Origin of the sequence: Chryseobacterium sp. C3 (genome assembly GCF_014218905.1) — a bacterium.
GTDB lineage: Bacteria > Bacteroidota > Bacteroidia > Flavobacteriales > Weeksellaceae > Chryseobacterium > Chryseobacterium mucoviscidosis.
Genome location: NZ_JACLCU010000001.1, coordinates 109505 through 127806 on the forward strand (window position 1 = coordinate 109505; position 18302 = coordinate 127806).

General features: G+C 35.8%; 17 protein-coding genes. 8 read left to right on the forward strand and 9 right to left on the reverse strand.

Annotated features, from left to right (window positions below; translation table 11 throughout):
- Positions 1–121 precede the first annotated feature (121 nt).
- Positions 122–688, reverse strand: coding sequence for a Crp/Fnr family transcriptional regulator (locus H6W53_RS00460; protein ID WP_116099650.1), 567 nt, complete (start codon positions 686–688; stop codon positions 122–124).
- Positions 689–1032: 344 nt separating this feature from the next.
- Between H6W53_RS00460 and H6W53_RS00465 the strand changes: the two genes are divergently transcribed.
- The 4 genes from H6W53_RS00465 (at position 1033) to H6W53_RS00480 (ending at position 4455) form a co-directional block, all read left to right on the forward strand.
- Complete coding sequence (locus tag H6W53_RS00465) at positions 1033–2031, forward strand: LacI family DNA-binding transcriptional regulator (RefSeq protein WP_116099651.1); 999 nt, start codon at positions 1033–1035, stop codon at positions 2029–2031.
- A 6-nt stretch (positions 2032–2037) separates the two neighbouring features.
- Complete coding sequence (locus H6W53_RS00470; RefSeq protein ID WP_228457722.1) at positions 2038–2961, forward strand: carbohydrate kinase family protein; 924 nt, start codon at positions 2038–2040, stop codon at positions 2959–2961.
- Between the two features lie 121 nt (positions 2962–3082).
- The gene (gene era / locus H6W53_RS00475) at positions 3083–3958 is read left to right on the forward strand and encodes a GTPase Era (RefSeq protein ID WP_076390359.1); all 876 of its coding nucleotides are present in this window, start codon (positions 3083–3085) and stop codon (positions 3956–3958) included.
- A 68-nt stretch (positions 3959–4026) separates the two neighbouring features.
- Positions 4027–4455: a DoxX family protein gene (locus tag H6W53_RS00480; protein ID WP_185204429.1), complete on the forward strand. Its 429-nt coding sequence runs from the start codon at positions 4027–4029 to the stop codon at positions 4453–4455.
- 60 nt (positions 4456–4515) lie between these two features.
- Here H6W53_RS00480 and H6W53_RS00485 read toward each other — a convergent pair whose 3' ends face one another.
- A complete protein-coding gene (locus tag H6W53_RS00485; protein ID WP_185204430.1) occupies positions 4516–4677 on the reverse strand; it encodes a hypothetical protein in 162 nt (53 codons plus the stop codon).
- Between the two features lie 121 nt (positions 4678–4798).
- On the opposite strand from H6W53_RS00485, the gene H6W53_RS00490 reads away from it, so the two are divergent.
- From H6W53_RS00490 to H6W53_RS00505, 4 genes are all read left to right on the forward strand, one after another.
- Complete coding sequence (locus tag H6W53_RS00490; RefSeq protein WP_185204431.1) at positions 4799–7201, forward strand: alpha/beta hydrolase family protein; 2403 nt, start codon at positions 4799–4801, stop codon at positions 7199–7201.
- A 63-nt stretch (positions 7202–7264) separates the two neighbouring features.
- Entirely contained in the window at positions 7265–7693 is a 429-nt protein-coding gene (locus tag H6W53_RS00495) for a hypothetical protein (RefSeq protein ID WP_185204432.1), read from the forward strand.
- 269 nt (positions 7694–7962) lie between these two features.
- A complete protein-coding gene (locus H6W53_RS00500) occupies positions 7963–8541 on the forward strand; it encodes a Crp/Fnr family transcriptional regulator (protein ID WP_185204433.1) in 579 nt (192 codons plus the stop codon).
- A gap of 52 nt (positions 8542–8593) precedes the next feature.
- A complete protein-coding gene (locus tag H6W53_RS00505) occupies positions 8594–9097 on the forward strand; it encodes a GNAT family N-acetyltransferase (protein WP_084196352.1) in 504 nt (167 codons plus the stop codon).
- Between the two features lie 123 nt (positions 9098–9220).
- Here the strand turns inward: H6W53_RS00505 and H6W53_RS00510 are convergent, their stop codons facing one another.
- The 7 genes from H6W53_RS00510 to H6W53_RS00540 form a co-directional block, all read right to left on the reverse strand.
- Positions 9221–9712 carry a hypothetical protein gene (locus tag H6W53_RS00510; protein WP_185204434.1) on the reverse strand — a complete coding sequence of 164 codons (492 nt, stop codon included), beginning with the start codon at positions 9710–9712 and terminating at the stop codon, positions 9221–9223.
- A 63-nt stretch (positions 9713–9775) separates the two neighbouring features.
- On the reverse strand, positions 9776–11137 hold the full coding sequence (locus H6W53_RS00515) for an MATE family efflux transporter (RefSeq protein WP_185204435.1): 1362 nt from the start codon (positions 11135–11137) through the stop codon (positions 9776–9778).
- A 98-nt stretch (positions 11138–11235) separates the two neighbouring features.
- Entirely contained in the window at positions 11236–12420 is a 1185-nt protein-coding gene (locus tag H6W53_RS00520) for a sigma-54-dependent transcriptional regulator (RefSeq protein ID WP_185204436.1), read from the reverse strand.
- Between the two features lie 56 nt (positions 12421–12476).
- Positions 12477–13136, reverse strand: a complete 660-nt coding sequence (locus tag H6W53_RS00525; protein ID WP_185204437.1) for a YggS family pyridoxal phosphate-dependent enzyme — start codon at positions 13134–13136, stop codon at positions 12477–12479.
- 198 nt (positions 13137–13334) lie between these two features.
- Positions 13335–14201, reverse strand: coding sequence for a polysaccharide deacetylase family protein (locus tag H6W53_RS00530; RefSeq protein ID WP_185204438.1), 867 nt, complete (start codon positions 14199–14201; stop codon positions 13335–13337).
- A 117-nt stretch (positions 14202–14318) separates the two neighbouring features.
- The gene (locus H6W53_RS00535; RefSeq protein ID WP_185204439.1) at positions 14319–15047 is read right to left on the reverse strand and encodes a DUF72 domain-containing protein; all 729 of its coding nucleotides are present in this window, start codon (positions 15045–15047) and stop codon (positions 14319–14321) included.
- A gap of 242 nt (positions 15048–15289) precedes the next feature.
- Positions 15290–18130 (reverse strand): heavy metal translocating P-type ATPase, encoded by a 2841-nt coding sequence (locus tag H6W53_RS00540; protein ID WP_185204440.1) that lies wholly within the window; start codon positions 18128–18130, stop codon positions 15290–15292.
- Between the last annotated feature and the right edge of the window lie 172 nt (positions 18131–18302).

The following is an 18302-nucleotide window of genomic DNA, read 5'->3' on the forward strand; positions in this document are numbered from 1 at the left end:
AATTTTACAATTGTTAAAAAATCTACTGTAAAGATTAAATTTCATCTATCCAAACCCTACAACCCTCACACTCTCTAACTCCTAAAATCTCAAACGCTCCAACCGTCCAACCCTAAAAACACTACAACTTAATCTCCGCCCTTATTCTACTTAAGCTTACTTGCGAAATCCCTAAATAAGAAGCAATATGCCCAAGCTGAACCCTTCTGATGAGATCTGGCTTATTTTTAATTAAATCTTTATATCTTTCCAGAGCCGTTTTATACTGCCTTGAAATAATCAGTTCTTCGGTTTTTACCAGTTCTCTTTCTGCAAACTTTCTTCCCCAATTCGCTATATGAATATCCTCGTTGAATAATTTTTTAAGATGCTCTGTTTCCAGTTTGTAGAATTCGCAGTTTTCCAGCAATTCAATATTTTCGTATCCGGGATTATTTTCCACATAACTTTTCATGGAAACCACAGGTTCGCCCTCACTTCCGAACCAGAAGGTGATGTCTCTGTCTTCTGTAGATGCATACGCACGAACAATTCCTTTTTTCAACAGATAGATATGAGAAATTACTTTTTCAGCTTCCATCAGACAAAAATTCTTGGGATAAGAAACTTCTGTAATGTATTGTTTCAGTTTTATTTTTGAGATTTCGGGAAGTAAATAAATGCGGTCGAGAATTTCGTCAATTTCCATAATTAAGTCGTGGATAATTTGTCTAAAATATTGGTTTTAACAACAGAAAACAAGAAAATTATTCTCCTGTGTTTTGAATTAAATTAAAAATTAAGTAAATTTAGAAGGTAAAACGTTTAACCAAAATAACAGTCAGGAAGTAAACGATGATTGATATTGAATTGATATACCAATAATTTAAATTTGAAATTAATTTTAATTAATTGATTTTTAATGTTTTGGATTTTATTTTATTTCGGTTTCGAAAAACTGCCAATCTACAATTATTTTCAAAACGACCAAAAAAATCGTCTATTGTTTTTTATATTTTTTATGAAATATTTTTGCACCAAAGTCAGAAAATTATGAAAAGAGCTTCTATTAAAGACATAGCAAGAATTGCAGAAGTTTCTGTGGCTACTGTTTCCTATGTTCTCAATAAAAAAGAAGGAAGCAGAATTAGTGAAGCGACCAAAACCAGAATTCTTGACGTTGCAAAAAGCATCAATTATACCCCGAATAAAATTGCCAAAAGTCTGAAAATGAATAAGACCAAGCTGATCGGGTTGATTGTTGCAGATATTTCAAACGACTTTTACTCCAACATCGCAAGAAATATTGAAGATGAAGCCATGAAATTGGGATATACACTTCTGATCGGAAGCTGCGATGAAAATCCTGAAAAATTTAAAAAATTAACAGAGCTTTTCTCAGAACAGCAGGTTGACGGAATGATTATCGCTCCGGTTGTGGATTCGGATGAAGCCATCAATAAGCTCATTCAGGAAGAATATCCGATTGTAACCATCGACCGTTATCTTAAAAATGTAAGTTTACCGGGAGTAATGATCAATAATTCAGAAATTTCAGAACAGATCTGCGATCATCTGGTGAAAAAAGACTTTGATGAAATTATTTATGTAGGTTACAATACGGAACTTCCTCATTTGCTGGACAGACAGGATGGTTTTGACCAGAGAATTGCAAAATCTGATATTTCGGCGAAAAGAATTTTAATCGGAATTCATAATATTACGGAAGAAGTGCATCAGAAAATGCAGGAAAATCTGGATCTTTCCAAAAAAACGGCCATTTATTTTTCAAGTAATAAACTGGGAATTGCAGGACTCAGATATTTAATCGATCATAGTATCAGTGTTCCGGAACAGGTTTCATTGGTGGCGTTCGACGAAACAGAAGCCTATTATCTTTTCCCGACGGAAGTTTCATTTGTACAGCAGCCATTGTATGATATGGCAAGAGAATCGGTGAAACTTCTAGACAATCAGATTAATGATTACACAACAAACGGAAAAAGAGTAACCTTCCATGCTAAATTTATGGAAAGAAGCTCCGTAAAATAATAAAAAATGATAATGACAGAAGATGTAATGACGACAGAAAAAAAGCCTTATATTGTATGTTTCGGTGAAGTTTTGTGGGATATTTTCCCGGAAGGTTCAAGAGCAGGAGGTGCACCTTTTAATGTTGCCTATAATGTTCATAAAATGGGCATTGATGTAAAAATGCTGAGCAAAACAGGAAAGGATGAACTGGGAGAAAAATTAACCGATAAAATTAAAAGTTGGGGAATTACCACAGATTTTATTCAGGTAGATGAAGTTTTTCCTACGAGTACAGTAATCGCTAAAATTGATGAACACAATGAAGCGAGCTACGAAATCGTAGAAAATGTAGCATGGGATTTTATAGATTTCCTTCCTGAACACAAAGATTTGGTTGCCAATGCGGAAGCTTTTGTATTCGGAAGCCTTTCTGCCAGAAATGAAAAGACCAGAGAAACATTACTTCAACTGCTTGAATTAGCAAAATTGAAAATTTTTGATGTTAATTTCAGACCGCCTTTCATCGATTTTGAATTCATTAAAATATTGTTGAATAAAGCCGATATTGTAAAGATGAACAAAGCGGAAATGAAGCAGATTCTTGAATTTATTGGGGAAGAATATAGAAGTGAAGAAGAAAGTGTTTCGTTTATTCAGAAAAAATTTAAGGTTAATGAAATTATTTTAACCAAAGGAAGCAAAGGCGCGGGTTATTTTGTGGGAGATCAAAATTACAGTTTTCCTGCCGTTCCCATCACCATTGCAGATACAGTGGGAAGCGGCGATTCTTTTCTTGCCGGTTTTATTTCCAAAAGGATTCAGAATCAGGAGCCTGAAGAAATCATTAAGGAAGGAATTGCTTTAGGAGCATTCATTACTTCAAAATCAGGCGCGTGTCCGGATTACAGGTACTCCGAATTTAAAAATTTTAAAGACTCAAAATTTTAATTTTACGATAAAACCAAAGACTTTTTCAGACCGGAAAAGTCTTTTTTTGTCGGTAAAAGTTTCCAATTAATTCCAAAGACCGATTAAGTTTAGTAACTTTGCAAATCCTAATATAATTTTTATGCACAAAGCAGGATTTGTAAATATAGTTGGAAAGCCCAATGCCGGAAAATCTACCTTGTTGAACCAACTGATGGGGGAGAAACTGGCAATTGTAACCCAGAAGGCTCAGACAACACGCCACAGAATTTTCGGAATTTATAATGAAGAAGACTTACAGATCGTATTTTCAGACACTCCCGGAGTTCTGGATCCGAAATACGGTTTACAGGAAAAAATGATGGATTTTGTAAAGGATTCTTTGCAGGATGCCGATGTTTTCCTTTTCATTGTAGATGTTACCGACAAAGCTGAACCTTCGGAATTTCTGATTGATAAGCTGAACAAAATTCCTGTGCCTGTTTTGCTTTTGCTGAATAAAGTAGACCAGACCAATCAGGAAGGTCTTGAAAAACTGGTTGAAACATGGCATGAGAGAATTCCGAAAGCGGAAATTCTGCCTATTTCTGCATTAAATGCTTTTAATACAGACATTATTTTACCGAAACTTAAATCTTTACTGCCGGAAAATCCGCCTTATTACGATAAAGATCAGTATACGGATAAGCCCGAAAGATTCTTTGTAAATGAAGCAATCCGTGAGAAAATCCTCTTGAATTACGAAAAAGAAATTCCATATTCTGTGGAAGTGGTTACGGAGCAGTTCAAGGAAAAGGAAGGAATTATCTTCATCGATTCTATTATTTACGTGGAAAGAGATACCCAGAAAGGAATTATCATCGGACATAAAGGAGAAGCGATCAAAAAAGTAGGGACAGAATCCAGACTGGATCTTGAAAAATTCTTCAATAAAAAAATTCACCTGAACCTTTTTGTTAAAGTAAAAAAAGACTGGAGAAAAAACGACAGAGATTTGAAAAATTTCGGGTACAGATAGACTAAAAACCATCTAAAAACCGTTCTATTAGAAGAATTTTCACTATCTTTAAATGTAAATTGCTTTTAATGAACTATTCGAACACAACAAATTCAGATTCTGTTTTAAAAGATGTTGCATTGCTTATCGTGCGGGTTTTCATTGGTTTTGCCATGCTCTCTCACGGTTTTCCCAAGCTTCAGATGCTTTTAGAAGGTAAGTCAGACTTTTTCGATTTTTTAGGATTAGGATCGCAAATCACTTTAGGCTTAACGGTTTTCGCAGAATTTGTCTGTTCAATTCTCCTTATTTTAGGACTGTTTTCAAGAATTTCATTAGGATTTCTGATGTTTACCATGATTATTGCAGGTTTCGTAGTTCATGGAGCAGATCCTTTTGAAAAACGGGAAATGAGCCTTATTTATCTTTCCATCTATCTTTTACTGATGGTTTTCGGAGCTGGAAAATTTTCTGTCGATTATATGATTGAGAAAAGGAAAAGAGCCAATGATTGGTAATGATTTTTACAATATAAATTAAAAAAGAGCAGTTGTTTTCAACCGCTCTTTTTTGTTTTTCTAAGGGTTGCAGGGAAGGTTGGACGGAATGCAGCTCCATTTCGGAAGTTCACTCGTTTCATCGATTTTCATGCAGGGTTTGTATCCTGAAGGACATTGCGGCGCATTTCCGCCATTCATGACGCGAAGTTCTTTTCGCTCTAATTTTCTTAGATTTTTCATAATGATTCTGAATTTGATGAATACTAAAGATAATATTATTTTGTTGAATCACGTAGAGGTGTTTTAATATATTCTTGCATATTCTCTAATTTTCATTAATTTCGTGGAAATTGAAATTATTATGAAGATAAAACTGACGATATGCCTTCTTGCGTTCCTCAATTTCTATGAAGCGCAGGAAAATATTACGTACCAAAAGCCGTCACCTGAAATCCTGAAACTTGCTGATTATGAAAGACCACCAAGTGTTTTGATGAACAGTAAAAAAGACTGGATTGTTTTTACCTACCGTCCGACTTATAAAACACTGGAAGATTTAAGTCAGCAGGAAATGAAACTGGGAGGATTAAGAATAAATCCGGTAACCAATATTTCAAGTTCAGCAACGTATGCGAATAACCTGAAAGTGAGAAAAATGAACGATAAAACGGAAGTTCAGGTTAAAAATTTACCTTCCAATCCAAAAATCACCAATACTTCATTCTCTCCGGACGAAAAAAAACTGGCGTTTACCAATACCACCAATAAAGGTGTGGAGCTTTGGATTGTAGACCTTGAAACCGCTACCGCAAAGAAAATAACTTCAGATAATTTAAATGCAAATTTGGGAAGTCCTTACATCTGGTACAAAGATTCTCAGAATTTATTGATCAAAACCCTTCCGCAAAACAGACCTGCTTTAATAGATTCGAGCAAAGATCTTCCGACAGGTCCCATTGTTTCTACGGCAGACGGAAAAGTTTCGCAGAACAGAACGTATCAGGATCTTCTGAAAAATCCGCAGGATGAAAAGAATTTTGAGGTTTTAACCGCTTCAGAAATTTATAATGTTGATCTGAACGGAACTTTAAAGAAAGTAAAAGATCAGGATATGTATTCCGGATTAAGCTTTTCGCCGGACGGAAATTATCTGATGGCAACAACCATTAAAAAACCGTTTTCTTACATTGTTCCACTAAGCAGATTTCCGATGACCACTACGGTGTATGACATGAACGGAAATGTAGTAAAAGTTGTAAACGAAACGCCTCTGAACGAAATTATGCCTAAAGGATTCTCTTCCGTAAGAACCGGGAAAAGAGATATGGGATGGAGAAGCGATATGCCTGCAACTTTGGTATATGCAGAAGCTCTGGACGGAGGAGATCAATATAAAAATGCCGAATTCAGAGATGAAATTTTTACATGGGAAGCTCCTTTCAGCAATGCTCCGAAATCTTTCTTTAAAACAAAGCAGAGATATTCTGATGTAAGCTGGACAAATGATCATTATGCCATTGTTTCCGAAGGTTGGTACGATACAAGAAATACAAAATCTTTCTTAGTTGATTTAAATAACGGAGAATCCAAAGTCATTGATGACAGAAATTATCAGGATGTGTACAGCGATCCCGGAAATTTCAACACCACAAAAAACCAGTACGGAAGATACGTTGTCGACATGAAAGGAGGAAAGTCTTACCTCATCGGAGCCGGATTTACAAAAGACGGACAGCATCCTTTCATTGATGAGATGGATGTGAAAACCATGAAAAAGAAAAGGCTGTATACTTCCAATCTTAAAAATGCAAAGGAAGAAATTATTGATATTTTAAATCCTGCCAAAGGAGAAGTTCTTACGATTCAGCAATCTTCCAGCCAATATCCGAACTATTTTAAAAAGAGCATTAAATCCAATAAAACAGAAGCGGTAACCAATTTTGCGAATCCTTTTGAAAGCATTAAAGATGTCTACAAAGAAGTAATTACGTATAAAAGAAACGACGGCGTTACACTTACCGGAACACTTTATCTTCCTGCCAATTACGACAGAAAGGCAAAAACAGAAAAATTACCGTTGCTGATCTGGGCTTATCCTACAGAATATAAAGATAAAAATACGGCAGGACAGAATACGCAGAATCCAAACGATTTCACTTTCCCTTACTACGGTTCTTTCGTGTATTGGACAACGAAAGGATATGCTGTTTTGGATGATGCTGCATTCCCGATCATCGGAGAAGGAAAAACAGAACCGAATGATACATTTATTCCTCAATTGGTAGCGAACGGAAGAGCTGCGATCGATGCGGTAGATCAATTAGGCTATATCGACAGAACGAAAGTAGCAGTTGGAGGACATTCTTACGGCGCTTTTATGACGGCAAACCTTTTGACCCATTCTAAAGATTATGCTTGCGGAATTGCTAGAAGCGGGGCTTACAACAGAACTCTGACGCCTTTTGGTTTTCAGAGCGAACAGAGAAATTACTGGGATGTTCCGGAAATCTATAACACCATGTCACCTTTCATGAATGCAGATAAGATGAAAACACCGCTTTTACTGGTTCATGGAGATGCAGACAACAATCCCGGAACGTTCACTTTACAGACAGAAAGATATTTTCAGGCGCTTAAAAATCTTGGCGCACCAGTAAAAATGGTTCTTCTGCCAAAAGAAGCTCATGGATATGCAGCGAAAGAGAATATTCTTCATTTGCTTTGGGAACAGGATCAGTTTCTGGAGAAATGTTTGAAAAAATAATAGTTTACATAAAAACTCGTTCAATTTTGGACGGGTTTTTATTTTCTTTGTCAAAAAATTCAAATGCCAATCTTAAGACGTTCAGAACAAAATCAACAGTCGCTTCAGGATTTTTACAGAGAATTTCTACCCAAACCAAGTGATACATTTGGAAATGCAGGAATTCCGATGCTTAAAATTTTGGATTTTATGAATGATACTTTTAAAGATACCTTCATTTATGGTTTGACTTCACATGCACATTTGCTTTTATTCAGTAATGATGAAGAGGATCGACATTATGTTGAAATTATAGGATTTAAATCAGAATCTCACGAGGTATTTTCGGTACAGTATTTCATTCCGGAACATAAAAGTCCGTGGAAAAATGCTGTTGTAAAAGGTGAAACGACACAATTTGAAGAGTTTAAAAAGATGATTATCATTTCTATGATGGAATCTGGTGGTTGGAAAGATAATTTAGAACTGATGAATTTTCAGAAAATCATCTAAAATTTGTTTTAAAAAACTGTTCCCATTTTGTATTAGATTTATTTCTCGCTGATTTTGCTGATAATGCAGATTTAATTCAATCGGAGAATATGTTAAGAAAAATAATGCTAAAAATTACAGACAATTAGATTAAGGAAGACTTTACCGGAACATCAAAAAACAATTTGATTAGTTACATTATTCATATTCTGTTTACTTTAGTTTTTGTAATTTTCAGCCCGCAAAATTCAGTAAAAAATAAAAAAAGGGGACATTGATTCCGAAAAGATATGTTACGAACCAATCAGACATTTTTAGACTACCTTGAAGGACTGTACAGCAGTGAAGAACATAAAGGAAATATTGTTTTAGAATCTTTTGAAAAAGGTGATAAAATATTAATTCAAAATCAGATCTCCACAAAGATCATGCTCGTTAAAAGCGGCATCACCAAATGCTATTTCGTGGAAGAAAACGGAAAAGAATATATTGTGGAATTTATGGGAAAAGGAGAGATCATCGGTGAAATCGAAGTCATTAAAAATGTTCCCTGCATCTGCAGTATTGAAGCGATTACGGAAGTTACCGTTTATTCGATGTCGATGCCCTATTTTCAGGCATTGATCAAAAAAGATCTTACCCTCAATAATTTATTGTTGGATGTTTTTGCAGAGCGTATTTTCAATACTTCAAGCCGCGCTTCTTATCAGCAGCTTCACAAGACAGAACATACACTTTCTCAATTGTTGGAAGTTAAGTCCAGAGAAATGGAAATTTCAAAAGAAGATATGGCAACCTATCTCGGAACTACCGTGGAAAGTCTGAACCGTGCTTTAGAAGAGCTTCAGGAGAATAATTCTGAAGAATAAACTCAACGAATTTAAACACTTCTTTTATCTTTGCAGAAATATACTGAAATCAATGGAAGAACTGAAATTCAGGAATGCTGAACTGAAAGATTTACCCAAAATTGTAGAAATTTACAACTCAACCATTCCTTCAAGAATGGTAACTGCCGATACAGAAAATATCTCTGTAGAAAGCAGAATCGAATGGTTTCATGACCACAATCCTGAAAAAAGACCACTCTGGATCATTGAAAATGAACAGAACGAAGTCTTAGGCTGGGTTAGTTTTTCATCATTTTACGGAAGACCGGCATACAACGGAACCGTGGAACTCAGCATTTACATGGACGAAAGTTCGCGCGGAAAAGGCTACGGAAAAAAAGTACTGCAATACTGCATTGATAACGCACCAAAATTTGAAGTAAAAACACTATTGGGATTCATCTTTTTACATAATGAACCCAGCCTGAAATTATTCCGACACTTTGGTTTTGAAGACTGGGGTGTTTTTCCGAATGTTGCTGTTTTGGACGGCGTTGAAAGAACTTTGGTGATTTTGGGAAAAAGAGTAGGGTAGCTTGTCATTCGAACCAAAATGTTTAATTTTTAGGAGCTGGTTCCCGCTTTCACTACTCGCTTTTTTAGTTTTCGGCGGCAGCGAAGCTGCCGCCGAAAACTAAAAAGAGCTCAAACACGCCGTTCAATCGGGGCTAGGATATTGAATATATACAATTTGATTTCTCCACGATTTCAAAATTTTACCAATCTGAAGTAAATCTCTTTCGTTATTTAAAATCTTGATTCCATTGTAAAGAGGATAATTATTAATTTCTAAAGAATATTTCTCAAAAATGGTATCATAATTTTTTGTTGTAGAAGTAAGATAATTTGCGAGAGCTGAAATTAAAATAATTTCTGATGAGAGGTCGTAAAACTGCTGAGGATTTTCATTCTCCTTACACAAGGAAATAGCGCTTGAAGTAATATAAGTTTCAAAAGCCAGAATAGCCAATCTGTAAATAGTTTCACATTCATGTTTTTCATCCATTGTACCGTACCAATCAATACATAATTCAGAATTATAAAGATGTTTAATGCCAGTATCTAAGCCTTCAAGAATATTTTCCAGTCTTGAAAAAGCAGGATCAAAAAATAATAAATGTCTTCTCAGGTCGCGGTTTGTCAATTCCATTTAAAATAATATTCTTAAAAACAAATTTAAATAAAAAAGCGATCCCAAAAGACCGCTTTCCTATTACAAATTCTGCTTAATTCTCTTTGCAGACATATTCATAAATCGTTTGACGAGCATTACAGCGGAAACCGTTAATCCCAAACCTAAAGCGATCCACATTCCGAAAGCTCCCATTTTCATGGTTACGCAAAGGAAATATCCTAAAGGAATTGTGATTACCCAATATGCAATGAAAGTATAAATAGAAGGAATTTTCACATCCTGCAATCCTCTCAGCATTCCTAAAGCTGTCACCTGAATTCCATCTGATAACTGGAACAACGCAGCGATAATCATTAATTTGGAAGCTAAAGCAATAACTTCAATCTCTTCTTTTTTGGTAAAGAATGTCGGAAGAATATTTCGTCCCAAAATGAAGACAATTCCGCAGATGCACATAAAAATAAACGCAATTTTCAGATTGTTGATTCCTACCTTTCTTAATTCAATAAAATTCTGTTCTCCCAGTTTTCTCCCGATCATCACCGTTGAAGCCACACTGAAACCGATGCATAAATTAAAGGTAAAAGATGCCATACTTAAGGCAATCTGGTGAGAAGCAATGTCGTGCGCCGAAATCAGTCCGCAGATAAAAGCGGCTCCCGCAAAAGCAGTCACTTCAAAGAACATCTGTAAAGCCGTCGGAAAACCGAGTCTGATCATCTTTTCAAACATTTTCTTTGAAAAAACTTCAACTTTTAATGAAAAATCTTTGATGTACTGTTTCGTTTTATTCTCATTCGAAAGCACAAAATACAGAAAAACCACCATAAAAATTCTGGCGATTAAACTTGCAAGGGCAGAACCTTTTACCCCCATTTCAGGAAAAATCCAAAGCCCTTTAATGAAAACATAATTTAAAACAATATTAATGACATTGGCAATAATGGTCGCTTTAGTAACTCCAATGGTGTAAGAAAGCCCTTCCGAAACTTCTCTCAGTGTCTGAAAAGCCATAAACGGAACAATGCTGATTGCCATAATCGTTAAAAAATCAACCGTATCCGGAATGATCTTCTCCGGCTGTCCGGATTTGTAAAGCAGCGGCATTCCCAGAAGTAAAATGGCCATCAGCAAAATCCCCACCGTCATATTAATCACAAAACCATGACTGAAAACGGAATTGATCGTTTTGTGGTCATGCTTCGAATGCGCCTCCGAAACCAAAGGCGGAATCGCAAAAGAAAATCCCAAAGCCAATACAAACATCGAGAAAAACACAGCATTTCCCAATGAAACTGAAGCCAGTGCATCGGCTCCCAGAAGATTTCCTACAATAATATTATCAAAAAGATTCACCGAAACCTGCCCAACCTGCGTCAACATCACAGGAAGAGCCAGAGTCAGGCATTCTTTCGTATAGTTTTTATTTAAAAAGTTCATAATTGTTTACAATTCATATAGTTTTATTCAAAAAAAATTGCAGTAACAAATGATACTGCAATTTTCATAATTTATTTTAAAGTAACCATTACATTATATTACTTCCTTACAAAACTTGCAACGTCTTCGGCAGAAACCGTGTTTCCTCCTAAAATAATCAATCTTTCCACAACGTTTCTTAATTCTCTGATATTTCCAGTCCATGAAAGCGCTTTTAAAGCATCAATCGCCTTATCATCGAATTTTTTTACAGCCGTACCGTGTTCATCAGCAATCATTCCGGAGAAATGCTCAACCAGTAATCTTATGTCTTCTTTTCTTTCATCCAATGGCGGAACATAGATTTCAATAACAGAAAGTCTGTGGTAAAGATCTTCCCTAAATCTTCCCGCCTCGATTTCCTTCTGCATATTTTTGTTGGTTGCTGCAAGAACTCTTACATCCACCTTAATCTCCTTATCGCTTCCTACAGGCGAAACTTTGCTTTCCTGTAATGCTCTCAACACTTTTGCCTGAGCAATTAAGCTCATATCTCCAATCTCGTCAAGGAAGATTGTTCCACCGTTTGCCTGCTCAAATTTTCCCTGCTTATCCTTAATAGCCCCTGTAAAAGATCCCTTTACGTGACCGAATAATTCAGATTCAATCAGTTCAGAAGGAATCGCCGCACAGTTAACTTCTACCATCGGACCTCTTGCTCTGTCACTTTGATTATGAATCGCATGTGCAACCAGCTCTTTTCCGGCTCCGTTTGGTCCTGTAATTAAAACCCTTGCATCAGAAACAGCCACCTTTTCGATCATATCCTGAATTTTCTTCAAGCCTGCCGATTCGCCGATCATCTGGTATTTTTTATTTACCTTTTTCTTCAGCGTTTTATTTTCTGTCTGAAGATTTTTATTTTCTTTTTTCAGCGTTTCTTTAGCTAAAGCATTTTTAACGCTGGTAATCAGTCTGTTGATGTCGATTGGCTTGGAAATAAAATCATAAGCACCGTCTCTAAGGCATGAAACCGCAGAATCGATGTCTGCGTGTCCTGAAATCATGATGAAGGTAGATTCCGGCTTCAGCGATAAACTTTGCTTTAAAAGTTCAGTTCCTGAAAGTTTAGGCATTTTGATATCGGAAATCACCAGTGCGAAATCTTCTTTTTCTACCTGTTTATAGCCTTCAAGTCCGTCTTCGGCGATTACAAATTCATAGTCGGTTAGTTCGTCAGAAAGAATACTGTGGAGTACTCCTGAGATTGCTTTTTCGTCTTCTACAATAAGGATTTTTTGCATAGTTGCAAATTTAGATTTTTTTGATTGAATTATTAGCAAAAACTATACCTAATCGTTTAGTTGGAATAATCTCTTCTCCCGAAAATGGCAGATCCCACTCTTACGGAATTGGCACCACATTCAATGGCAATCGGAAAATCATCACTCATTCCCATTGATAATGTTTCGAGCTTTTTTAATTGATTTAATTCATCAAAAAGATTTTTCAGGTTTAAAAATTCCTTTTTTACCTGATCTTTATCGTCCGTGAAAGTTGCCATTCCCATCAATCCGGTAATTTCGATATTCTGAAATTCTCCGCTGAGATACTGTTCAAATATATCTTTAGCTTCATTAATATCCAATCCGAATTTGCTTTCTTCTTCGGCAATTTTCACCTGAAGCAACACTTTGATGGTTCGGTTGTGCTTTGCTGCTTCTTTGTTGATCTCACGGATCAGCTTTTCAGAATCAACACTTTGGATCGTATCCACAAATTCAGCGATATATTTTACTTTATTCGTCTGAAGATGCCCGATCAGATGCCACTGAATATCTTTGGGAAGGAAAGGGTACTTTTCTGTGACTTCCTGCACTTTATTTTCACCAAAAACTCTCTGTCCAAGATCATAAACTTCCTGAATCGCCGAAACAGGATGTGTTTTTGAAACAGCAACCAACTGCACATCAGAAGGAAGCTGACTTTTAATATGATTATAATTTTCCTGAATACTCATAATGGCAAATTTCCGAATTTTAAAGACGAAAAGCTAATGAATATTGAAATTTTTAGACGTGAGATTTTTGTTTTGAGTTAAAAAAATGTGTTTGTCATTCTGATCGAAACGAAGTGGAGTGAAGAATCTCCAATACTATAACTTAGATTCTTCCTTCGTCAGAATGACAAACACAATGGTTAAAAATGTATATTAAATTTAATTCAAAACCTCATTAATTTTAGGATATTCTGAGATTTTTCTGAAAACAAAACGGTTGCTTTTCTGAAGTTTTTCAATAAAAAGATCGAGCTCATTTATGGAATCTGCATCGGTTAAATACTGGTCATGCGTAAGAAAAACCAGATGTCTTGAAGTTTTTTCAAGGTCGTTAAAGAAAATGCTGTCTACTTTTTTCAGCATTTCTTCATGTTTTCCTTTTAATGCCATTTTATTGGTCGGTTTCCACTCAAGATCCCAACCGATTACTTTGTAACCTGCCTGTTTTAGCTTATCTGCGGCTTCCGTTGAACTTTTAAGGTCGGTCACGGTAATGTTATTCAGTCTCCAGATGTTTCTTCCGGGAGTTCTCGCGATTTTATCATACAGTTTCAGACTGTCTTTTGCCGCATTGAAATCTTCAACAACACCCGCCGGATTTTTGTAAAAATCGGTGTATTTGTTGTGCGCGTGCGTGAAACTGTGATTCGCAAGTTCTATTAAATGATCTTTTCTTAACAGTTCCAGATCTTCCTGCTGCTTTTTGCTTCCATAAGCGTGTTTGCCCACAAGAAATGCGGTGGCGCAGATATTTCTTTTATGTAAAATTTTAAGGAGATTTTCTGTTCCCCGATTGGGACCGTCATCAAAGGTCAGATAAATTACTCTTTTATCTGTGGGAACATTTTCATCATCAAGTTTGGGGACAATTTTTGCGACGGGATGGTCTTTCGGAATCAGTTTTTCAGATTCTTTCTTGTCTTTTTTTTGATTACAGTTGTTGAATAAGATTGAAGTTGCACTCACCAATGCAAGCATCCCAAGAAAAGTCTTGTTTCTAGACTTTTCCGCAAAAGTTTTTGTCATAAAATTTAATGGAATTTTTTTGTTAAAAATTGTTAATTTTCCCAAATTATTCTTAACAAAAATTACGCCAAATTTTACTTAATTTTGACTTTTTAAGCTTATTTTAATAAAATATTTTTACTCGAGAATTCTCTTTAAATACAGCGAATTTTTAATGGCAGCATTTCCCCACGTATTATTGAAAAAGATAAATGATTTATGTTGTAAATTTTTAATCTTTTTGGCTAAATTTTCAAGGAATTCATTGCTGTATTCAGATTTGTAAAGCACAGGTTTTCCGTGAAGCCGATAATATAAAACTTCAGAATCGTTGATAATGACATCTTCCGGTAGATTTCCGGGAAAACTGACACCGGAAAAAATGACCTTATTTTCTTCCAAAATTTTAAATACCTCTTCATTCCACCACGATTCGTGACGGAATTCAATGAAATTCAGATAACTAAAATCAAGATTATTAAGGATTAAATCAATATTTTCCTGAGTATTTTTAAAAGATGGAGGAAACTGATACAGAAATCCGGAAAGTTTTTCCTTCAAATGAGATTCAATATGATGACAGAATTCCGCAATTTCTTCTATACAGTCTTTCAGTCGCTTTTCATGGGAAATGGTTTTCGGAATTTTAATAAAAAACTTAAAATCACTGGGCGTTTCGTCATACCATTTCAATAACGTTTTTGCAGTAGGTCTTCTGTAAAAAGTAGAATTAATTTCCACACAGTTAAACTCCTTTGAATAAAGGATTAGAAAATCTTTACTTTTCGCGTCTTCAGGATACAATGATCCTTTCCAGTCATTATTGTAGAATCCCGAACAGCCAATGTATAGATCTTCTTTTTTCATATTGTTACTTTTTTTACTCTCGCAGATTTAGTAGATGATTGTGCTGTAATCATTTACGTTTATTAATGAAACCTGTTTAAGCAAATTCAGATTTAACCGCAAAAGTTGCAAAAGACATTCATACAGCGATTATCAGAATTTTTAAAGTTCTCAAAACAATAAAAATCAAAGATTTTTAAAAGCTATTGTGAACTTTTTTGTTGATAATCAGTGATTTTAGTCTCCAAATCTGCGAGAAAAATTTACTCAATGTCCAGATCCACCGAATTCAGTCGCAGAGAGTTCAGAATAACGGAAAGAGAACTAAAACTCATCGCCGCTGCTGCAATCATCGGAGATAACAGGATTCCAAAAAACGGATACAATAATCCTGCCGCAACGGGAACTCCCAAAATATTGTATATAAAAGCAAAAAACAGATTTTCCTTAATATTTTTCAGTAATTTTTCACTTAACAATCTGGCTTTTGCAACGCCTAAAATATCACCTTTCAGCAAAGTAATTTCTGCACTTTCGATGGCAACATCGGTTCCTGTTCCCATCGCAATTCCTATATTTGCCTGAGCTAAAGCGGGAGAGTCGTTGATTCCGTCGCCGGTCATTGCAACAATTTTCCCTTGTTTCTGAAGTTTTTTTACTTCATTTAATTTATCTTCAGGAAGACAGTTTGCTTTAAAATGTCGGATTCCCAATTCGTCTGCAACGGCTTTTGCCGTGTTTTCATTGTCTCCGGTCATCATAATGACGTCAATTCCTTCATTTAATAACTGCTGAACCGCTTTTTTAGAACTTTTTTTAATTTTATCGGTAAAACTGATAAATCCTAAAACTTCGTTTTCCTGAGCGACATAAGAAATGGTATGTGCTTTCGCCTGGATTTCTTCTGCCTTTTGTTTTATATTTTGAGGAATAAAAATCTGATGTGAGGTTAAAAGACCTTCGTTTCCAAGGAAAATTGTTTTTCCGTTGATGTTTCCTTTGATTCCTTTTCCGGAAATATTTTCAAATTTTTCTACTTTTTCAGGAGTTATACTTTCAGCTTTTGCCTTTTTAATCACTGCATTTGAAAGCGGATGTTCCGAATTCTGATTTAATGAATAGGCTAATTTTAAAATGAATTTTTCGTCTTTATCAGCCGTTTCAATATGTTCTAAGGACGGTTTCCCTTCGGTTAAAGTTCCTGTTTTATCGGTAATCAGCACATTTACCTTATTCATCTGTTCAAGAGCTTCTGCATTTTTAATCAGAATTCCGTTTTTTGCACCTTTTCCGATTCCCACCATTAGAGACATTGGTGTTGCTAAACCTAATGCGCAAGGACAGGCAACAATTAAAACTGCCACCGCATTAACGAAGGCAAACAGCGTTTTCTGACCTTCCGGACCGAAAATTTGCCACAGAATAAAAGTTAAAACGGCTATTAAAATGACAGTCGGAACAAATATTTTAGAAACTTTATCTGTAAGTTTCTGAATCGGGGCTTTGCTTCGGCTTGCTTCATTTACCATCCTGATAACTTGGGAAAGCAGGGTTTCGTCGCCGACTTTTTCCGCTTTCATGATGAAAACCTGATTTCCGTTGATGGTTCCGGAAGAAACTTTATCATTAACGTTTTTCTCAACGGGAATTGGCTCTCCAGTAATCATACTTTCGTCAACTACAGAAATTCCTTCCGTTATTTTCCCGTCTACCGGAATTTTCTCCCCCGGTTTTACTTTTAATAAATCGCCGATTTTAATCTGTGAAAGCAGTACTTTTTTCTCTTCTCCGTTAACGATAAGATTGGCTTCATCGGGAGACAAGTTCATCAGTTCACGGATGGCGTTTCCTGTTTTTTTGTGCGCCGCAGCTTCCATTAACTGTCCCAAAATAACCAGCGTTAAAATAACACAGACTGCTTCGAAATATAATGGAGTTTCATGATGGCTGCCACGAATTTCATGCGGAATTATATCAGGAAAAATTAAGGCGACAATACTGAAAATAAATGCGGCTGCAACTCCCAGAACAATCAGGCTGAACATATTTAAGTTCCCTGTTTTGAAAGAAACAAATCCTCTTTTCATTAAAAACCACCCTGAATACAAGACAACAGGAAGCGTTAAAATCAATTCAAAAATTCCCTGAATTTGACGAGAAAAAGGAAAATCAAAAAACATCCCGCCCATCGAAAGAATGAAAACAGGAATGGTAAAAGCCAGTGAAATGATGAACTTATTTTTTAAGATGTTGTAGGTTTCATCTTCTTCTTCGTTTTTGTCGGGCATTCTTACGAGGTCCATTCCGCAGATGGGGCAGTCTCCTGGCTCATCACGAATGATTTCAGGATGCATCGGACAGGTGTATTTTGCCACTTTTTTCTCAGGATATTTTACGAGATCCATTCCGCAAACGGGGCATCCGACATTGCTGTCGTAGACTTTATCGCCTTCGCAATACATCGGACAATAGTATTTTCCAGCCATTGCATCGGTTACTTTCGGTGCTTCTTGATGATGGGTGTGATCTTGAGAATGTTGATGTGAATTTGAAGTGGAATTTTTAACTAAATCTTCTGTAATTTCTTCCAGATGCATATTACAGACAGGGCAGTCTCCCTTTTCAGGATAAATTTTATCGCTTTCGCAGAACATCGGACAGTAGTATTTTCCGATTTTGTCTTTGAAATTTTCAGGTAGACTTGTTTGGGAATAAGCAGGTTTAAAATTCGGATCTTTAGCGTGTTTTTCCTCAATTGGAACCAGATACATATTGCAAGTCGGACATCTTTTTCCTTGCTGAAAATAAACTTTTTCTCCTTCACATTCCATTGGGCAATAGTAAACCGAAGACGGAGAAACTCTGTCCTGTGGTTTAATGAAGGTTTTTTCAGGATTGTCCGGATCTTCCAGTTTGTAGTTGCCGATTTCTTCGAGTGCTTTATTTAAAGTATGCAGCTCAAATTCATTGTCGGAGATAATGATTGCTGTATTGTTTTCGAGATTTATATCAGCTTTTATGTTTTCTAAACTGTTCAGTTTCTCAGAAATTTTTTTCTGACATCCGGAACAGGTCATTCCGAGAATTTTATATTGCTTTTCCATGCTCCTTCTGATTTATGGTACAAATTTCTAAAAAGCAATCGGAAGCCTGTTATAAATTTAAGGATAATTTTTACAGAATTCTGTCTTATGAGTGGGAGGTTTTTTGTGTTTGAGGGTATTAGAGTTTTAGTGTAGAAGTGAGAATCCAAACGATTTTAAACTCAAAAAAACT

What these genes read in the sequence shown, in the direction of transcription:
- H6W53_RS00485 (WP_185204430.1), bottom strand. Translation starts at nt 4,677, where the DNA reads ATGAAAAATCTAAGAAAATTAGAGCGAAAAGAACTTCGCGTCATGAAT.
- H6W53_RS00505 (WP_084196352.1), top strand. Translation starts at nt 8,594, where the DNA reads ATGGAAGAACTGAAATTCAGGAATGCTGAACTGAAAGATTTACCCAAA.
- H6W53_RS00530 (WP_185204438.1), bottom strand. Translation starts at nt 14,201, where the DNA reads ATGACAAAAACTTTTGCGGAAAAGTCTAGAAACAAGACTTTTCTTGGG.
- H6W53_RS00540 (WP_185204440.1), bottom strand. Translation starts at nt 18,130, where the DNA reads ATGGAAAAGCAATATAAAATTCTCGGAATGACCTGTTCCGGATGTCAG.
- H6W53_RS00490 (WP_185204431.1), top strand. Translation starts at nt 4,799, where the DNA reads ATGAAGATAAAACTGACGATATGCCTTCTTGCGTTCCTCAATTTCTAT.
- H6W53_RS00515 (WP_185204435.1), bottom strand. Translation starts at nt 11,137, where the DNA reads ATGAACTTTTTAAATAAAAACTATACGAAAGAATGCCTGACTCTGGCT.
- H6W53_RS00535 (WP_185204439.1), bottom strand. Translation starts at nt 15,047, where the DNA reads ATGAAAAAAGAAGATCTATACATTGGCTGTTCGGGATTCTACAATAAT.
- H6W53_RS00500 (WP_185204433.1), top strand. Translation starts at nt 7,963, where the DNA reads ATGTTACGAACCAATCAGACATTTTTAGACTACCTTGAAGGACTGTAC.
- H6W53_RS00465 (WP_116099651.1), top strand. Translation starts at nt 1,033, where the DNA reads ATGAAAAGAGCTTCTATTAAAGACATAGCAAGAATTGCAGAAGTTTCT.
- H6W53_RS00460 (WP_116099650.1), bottom strand. Translation starts at nt 688, where the DNA reads ATGGAAATTGACGAAATTCTCGACCGCATTTATTTACTTCCCGAAATC.
- H6W53_RS00470 (WP_228457722.1), top strand. Translation starts at nt 2,038, where the DNA reads ATGATAATGACAGAAGATGTAATGACGACAGAAAAAAAGCCTTATATT.
- era (WP_076390359.1), top strand. Translation starts at nt 3,083, where the DNA reads ATGCACAAAGCAGGATTTGTAAATATAGTTGGAAAGCCCAATGCCGGA.
- H6W53_RS00480 (WP_185204429.1), top strand. Translation starts at nt 4,027, where the DNA reads ATGAACTATTCGAACACAACAAATTCAGATTCTGTTTTAAAAGATGTT.
- H6W53_RS00525 (WP_185204437.1), bottom strand. Translation starts at nt 13,136, where the DNA reads ATGAGTATTCAGGAAAATTATAATCATATTAAAAGTCAGCTTCCTTCT.
- H6W53_RS00495 (WP_185204432.1), top strand. Translation starts at nt 7,265, where the DNA reads ATGCCAATCTTAAGACGTTCAGAACAAAATCAACAGTCGCTTCAGGAT.
- H6W53_RS00520 (WP_185204436.1), bottom strand. Translation starts at nt 12,420, where the DNA reads ATGCAAAAAATCCTTATTGTAGAAGACGAAAAAGCAATCTCAGGAGTA.
- H6W53_RS00510 (WP_185204434.1), bottom strand. Translation starts at nt 9,712, where the DNA reads ATGGAATTGACAAACCGCGACCTGAGAAGACATTTATTATTTTTTGAT.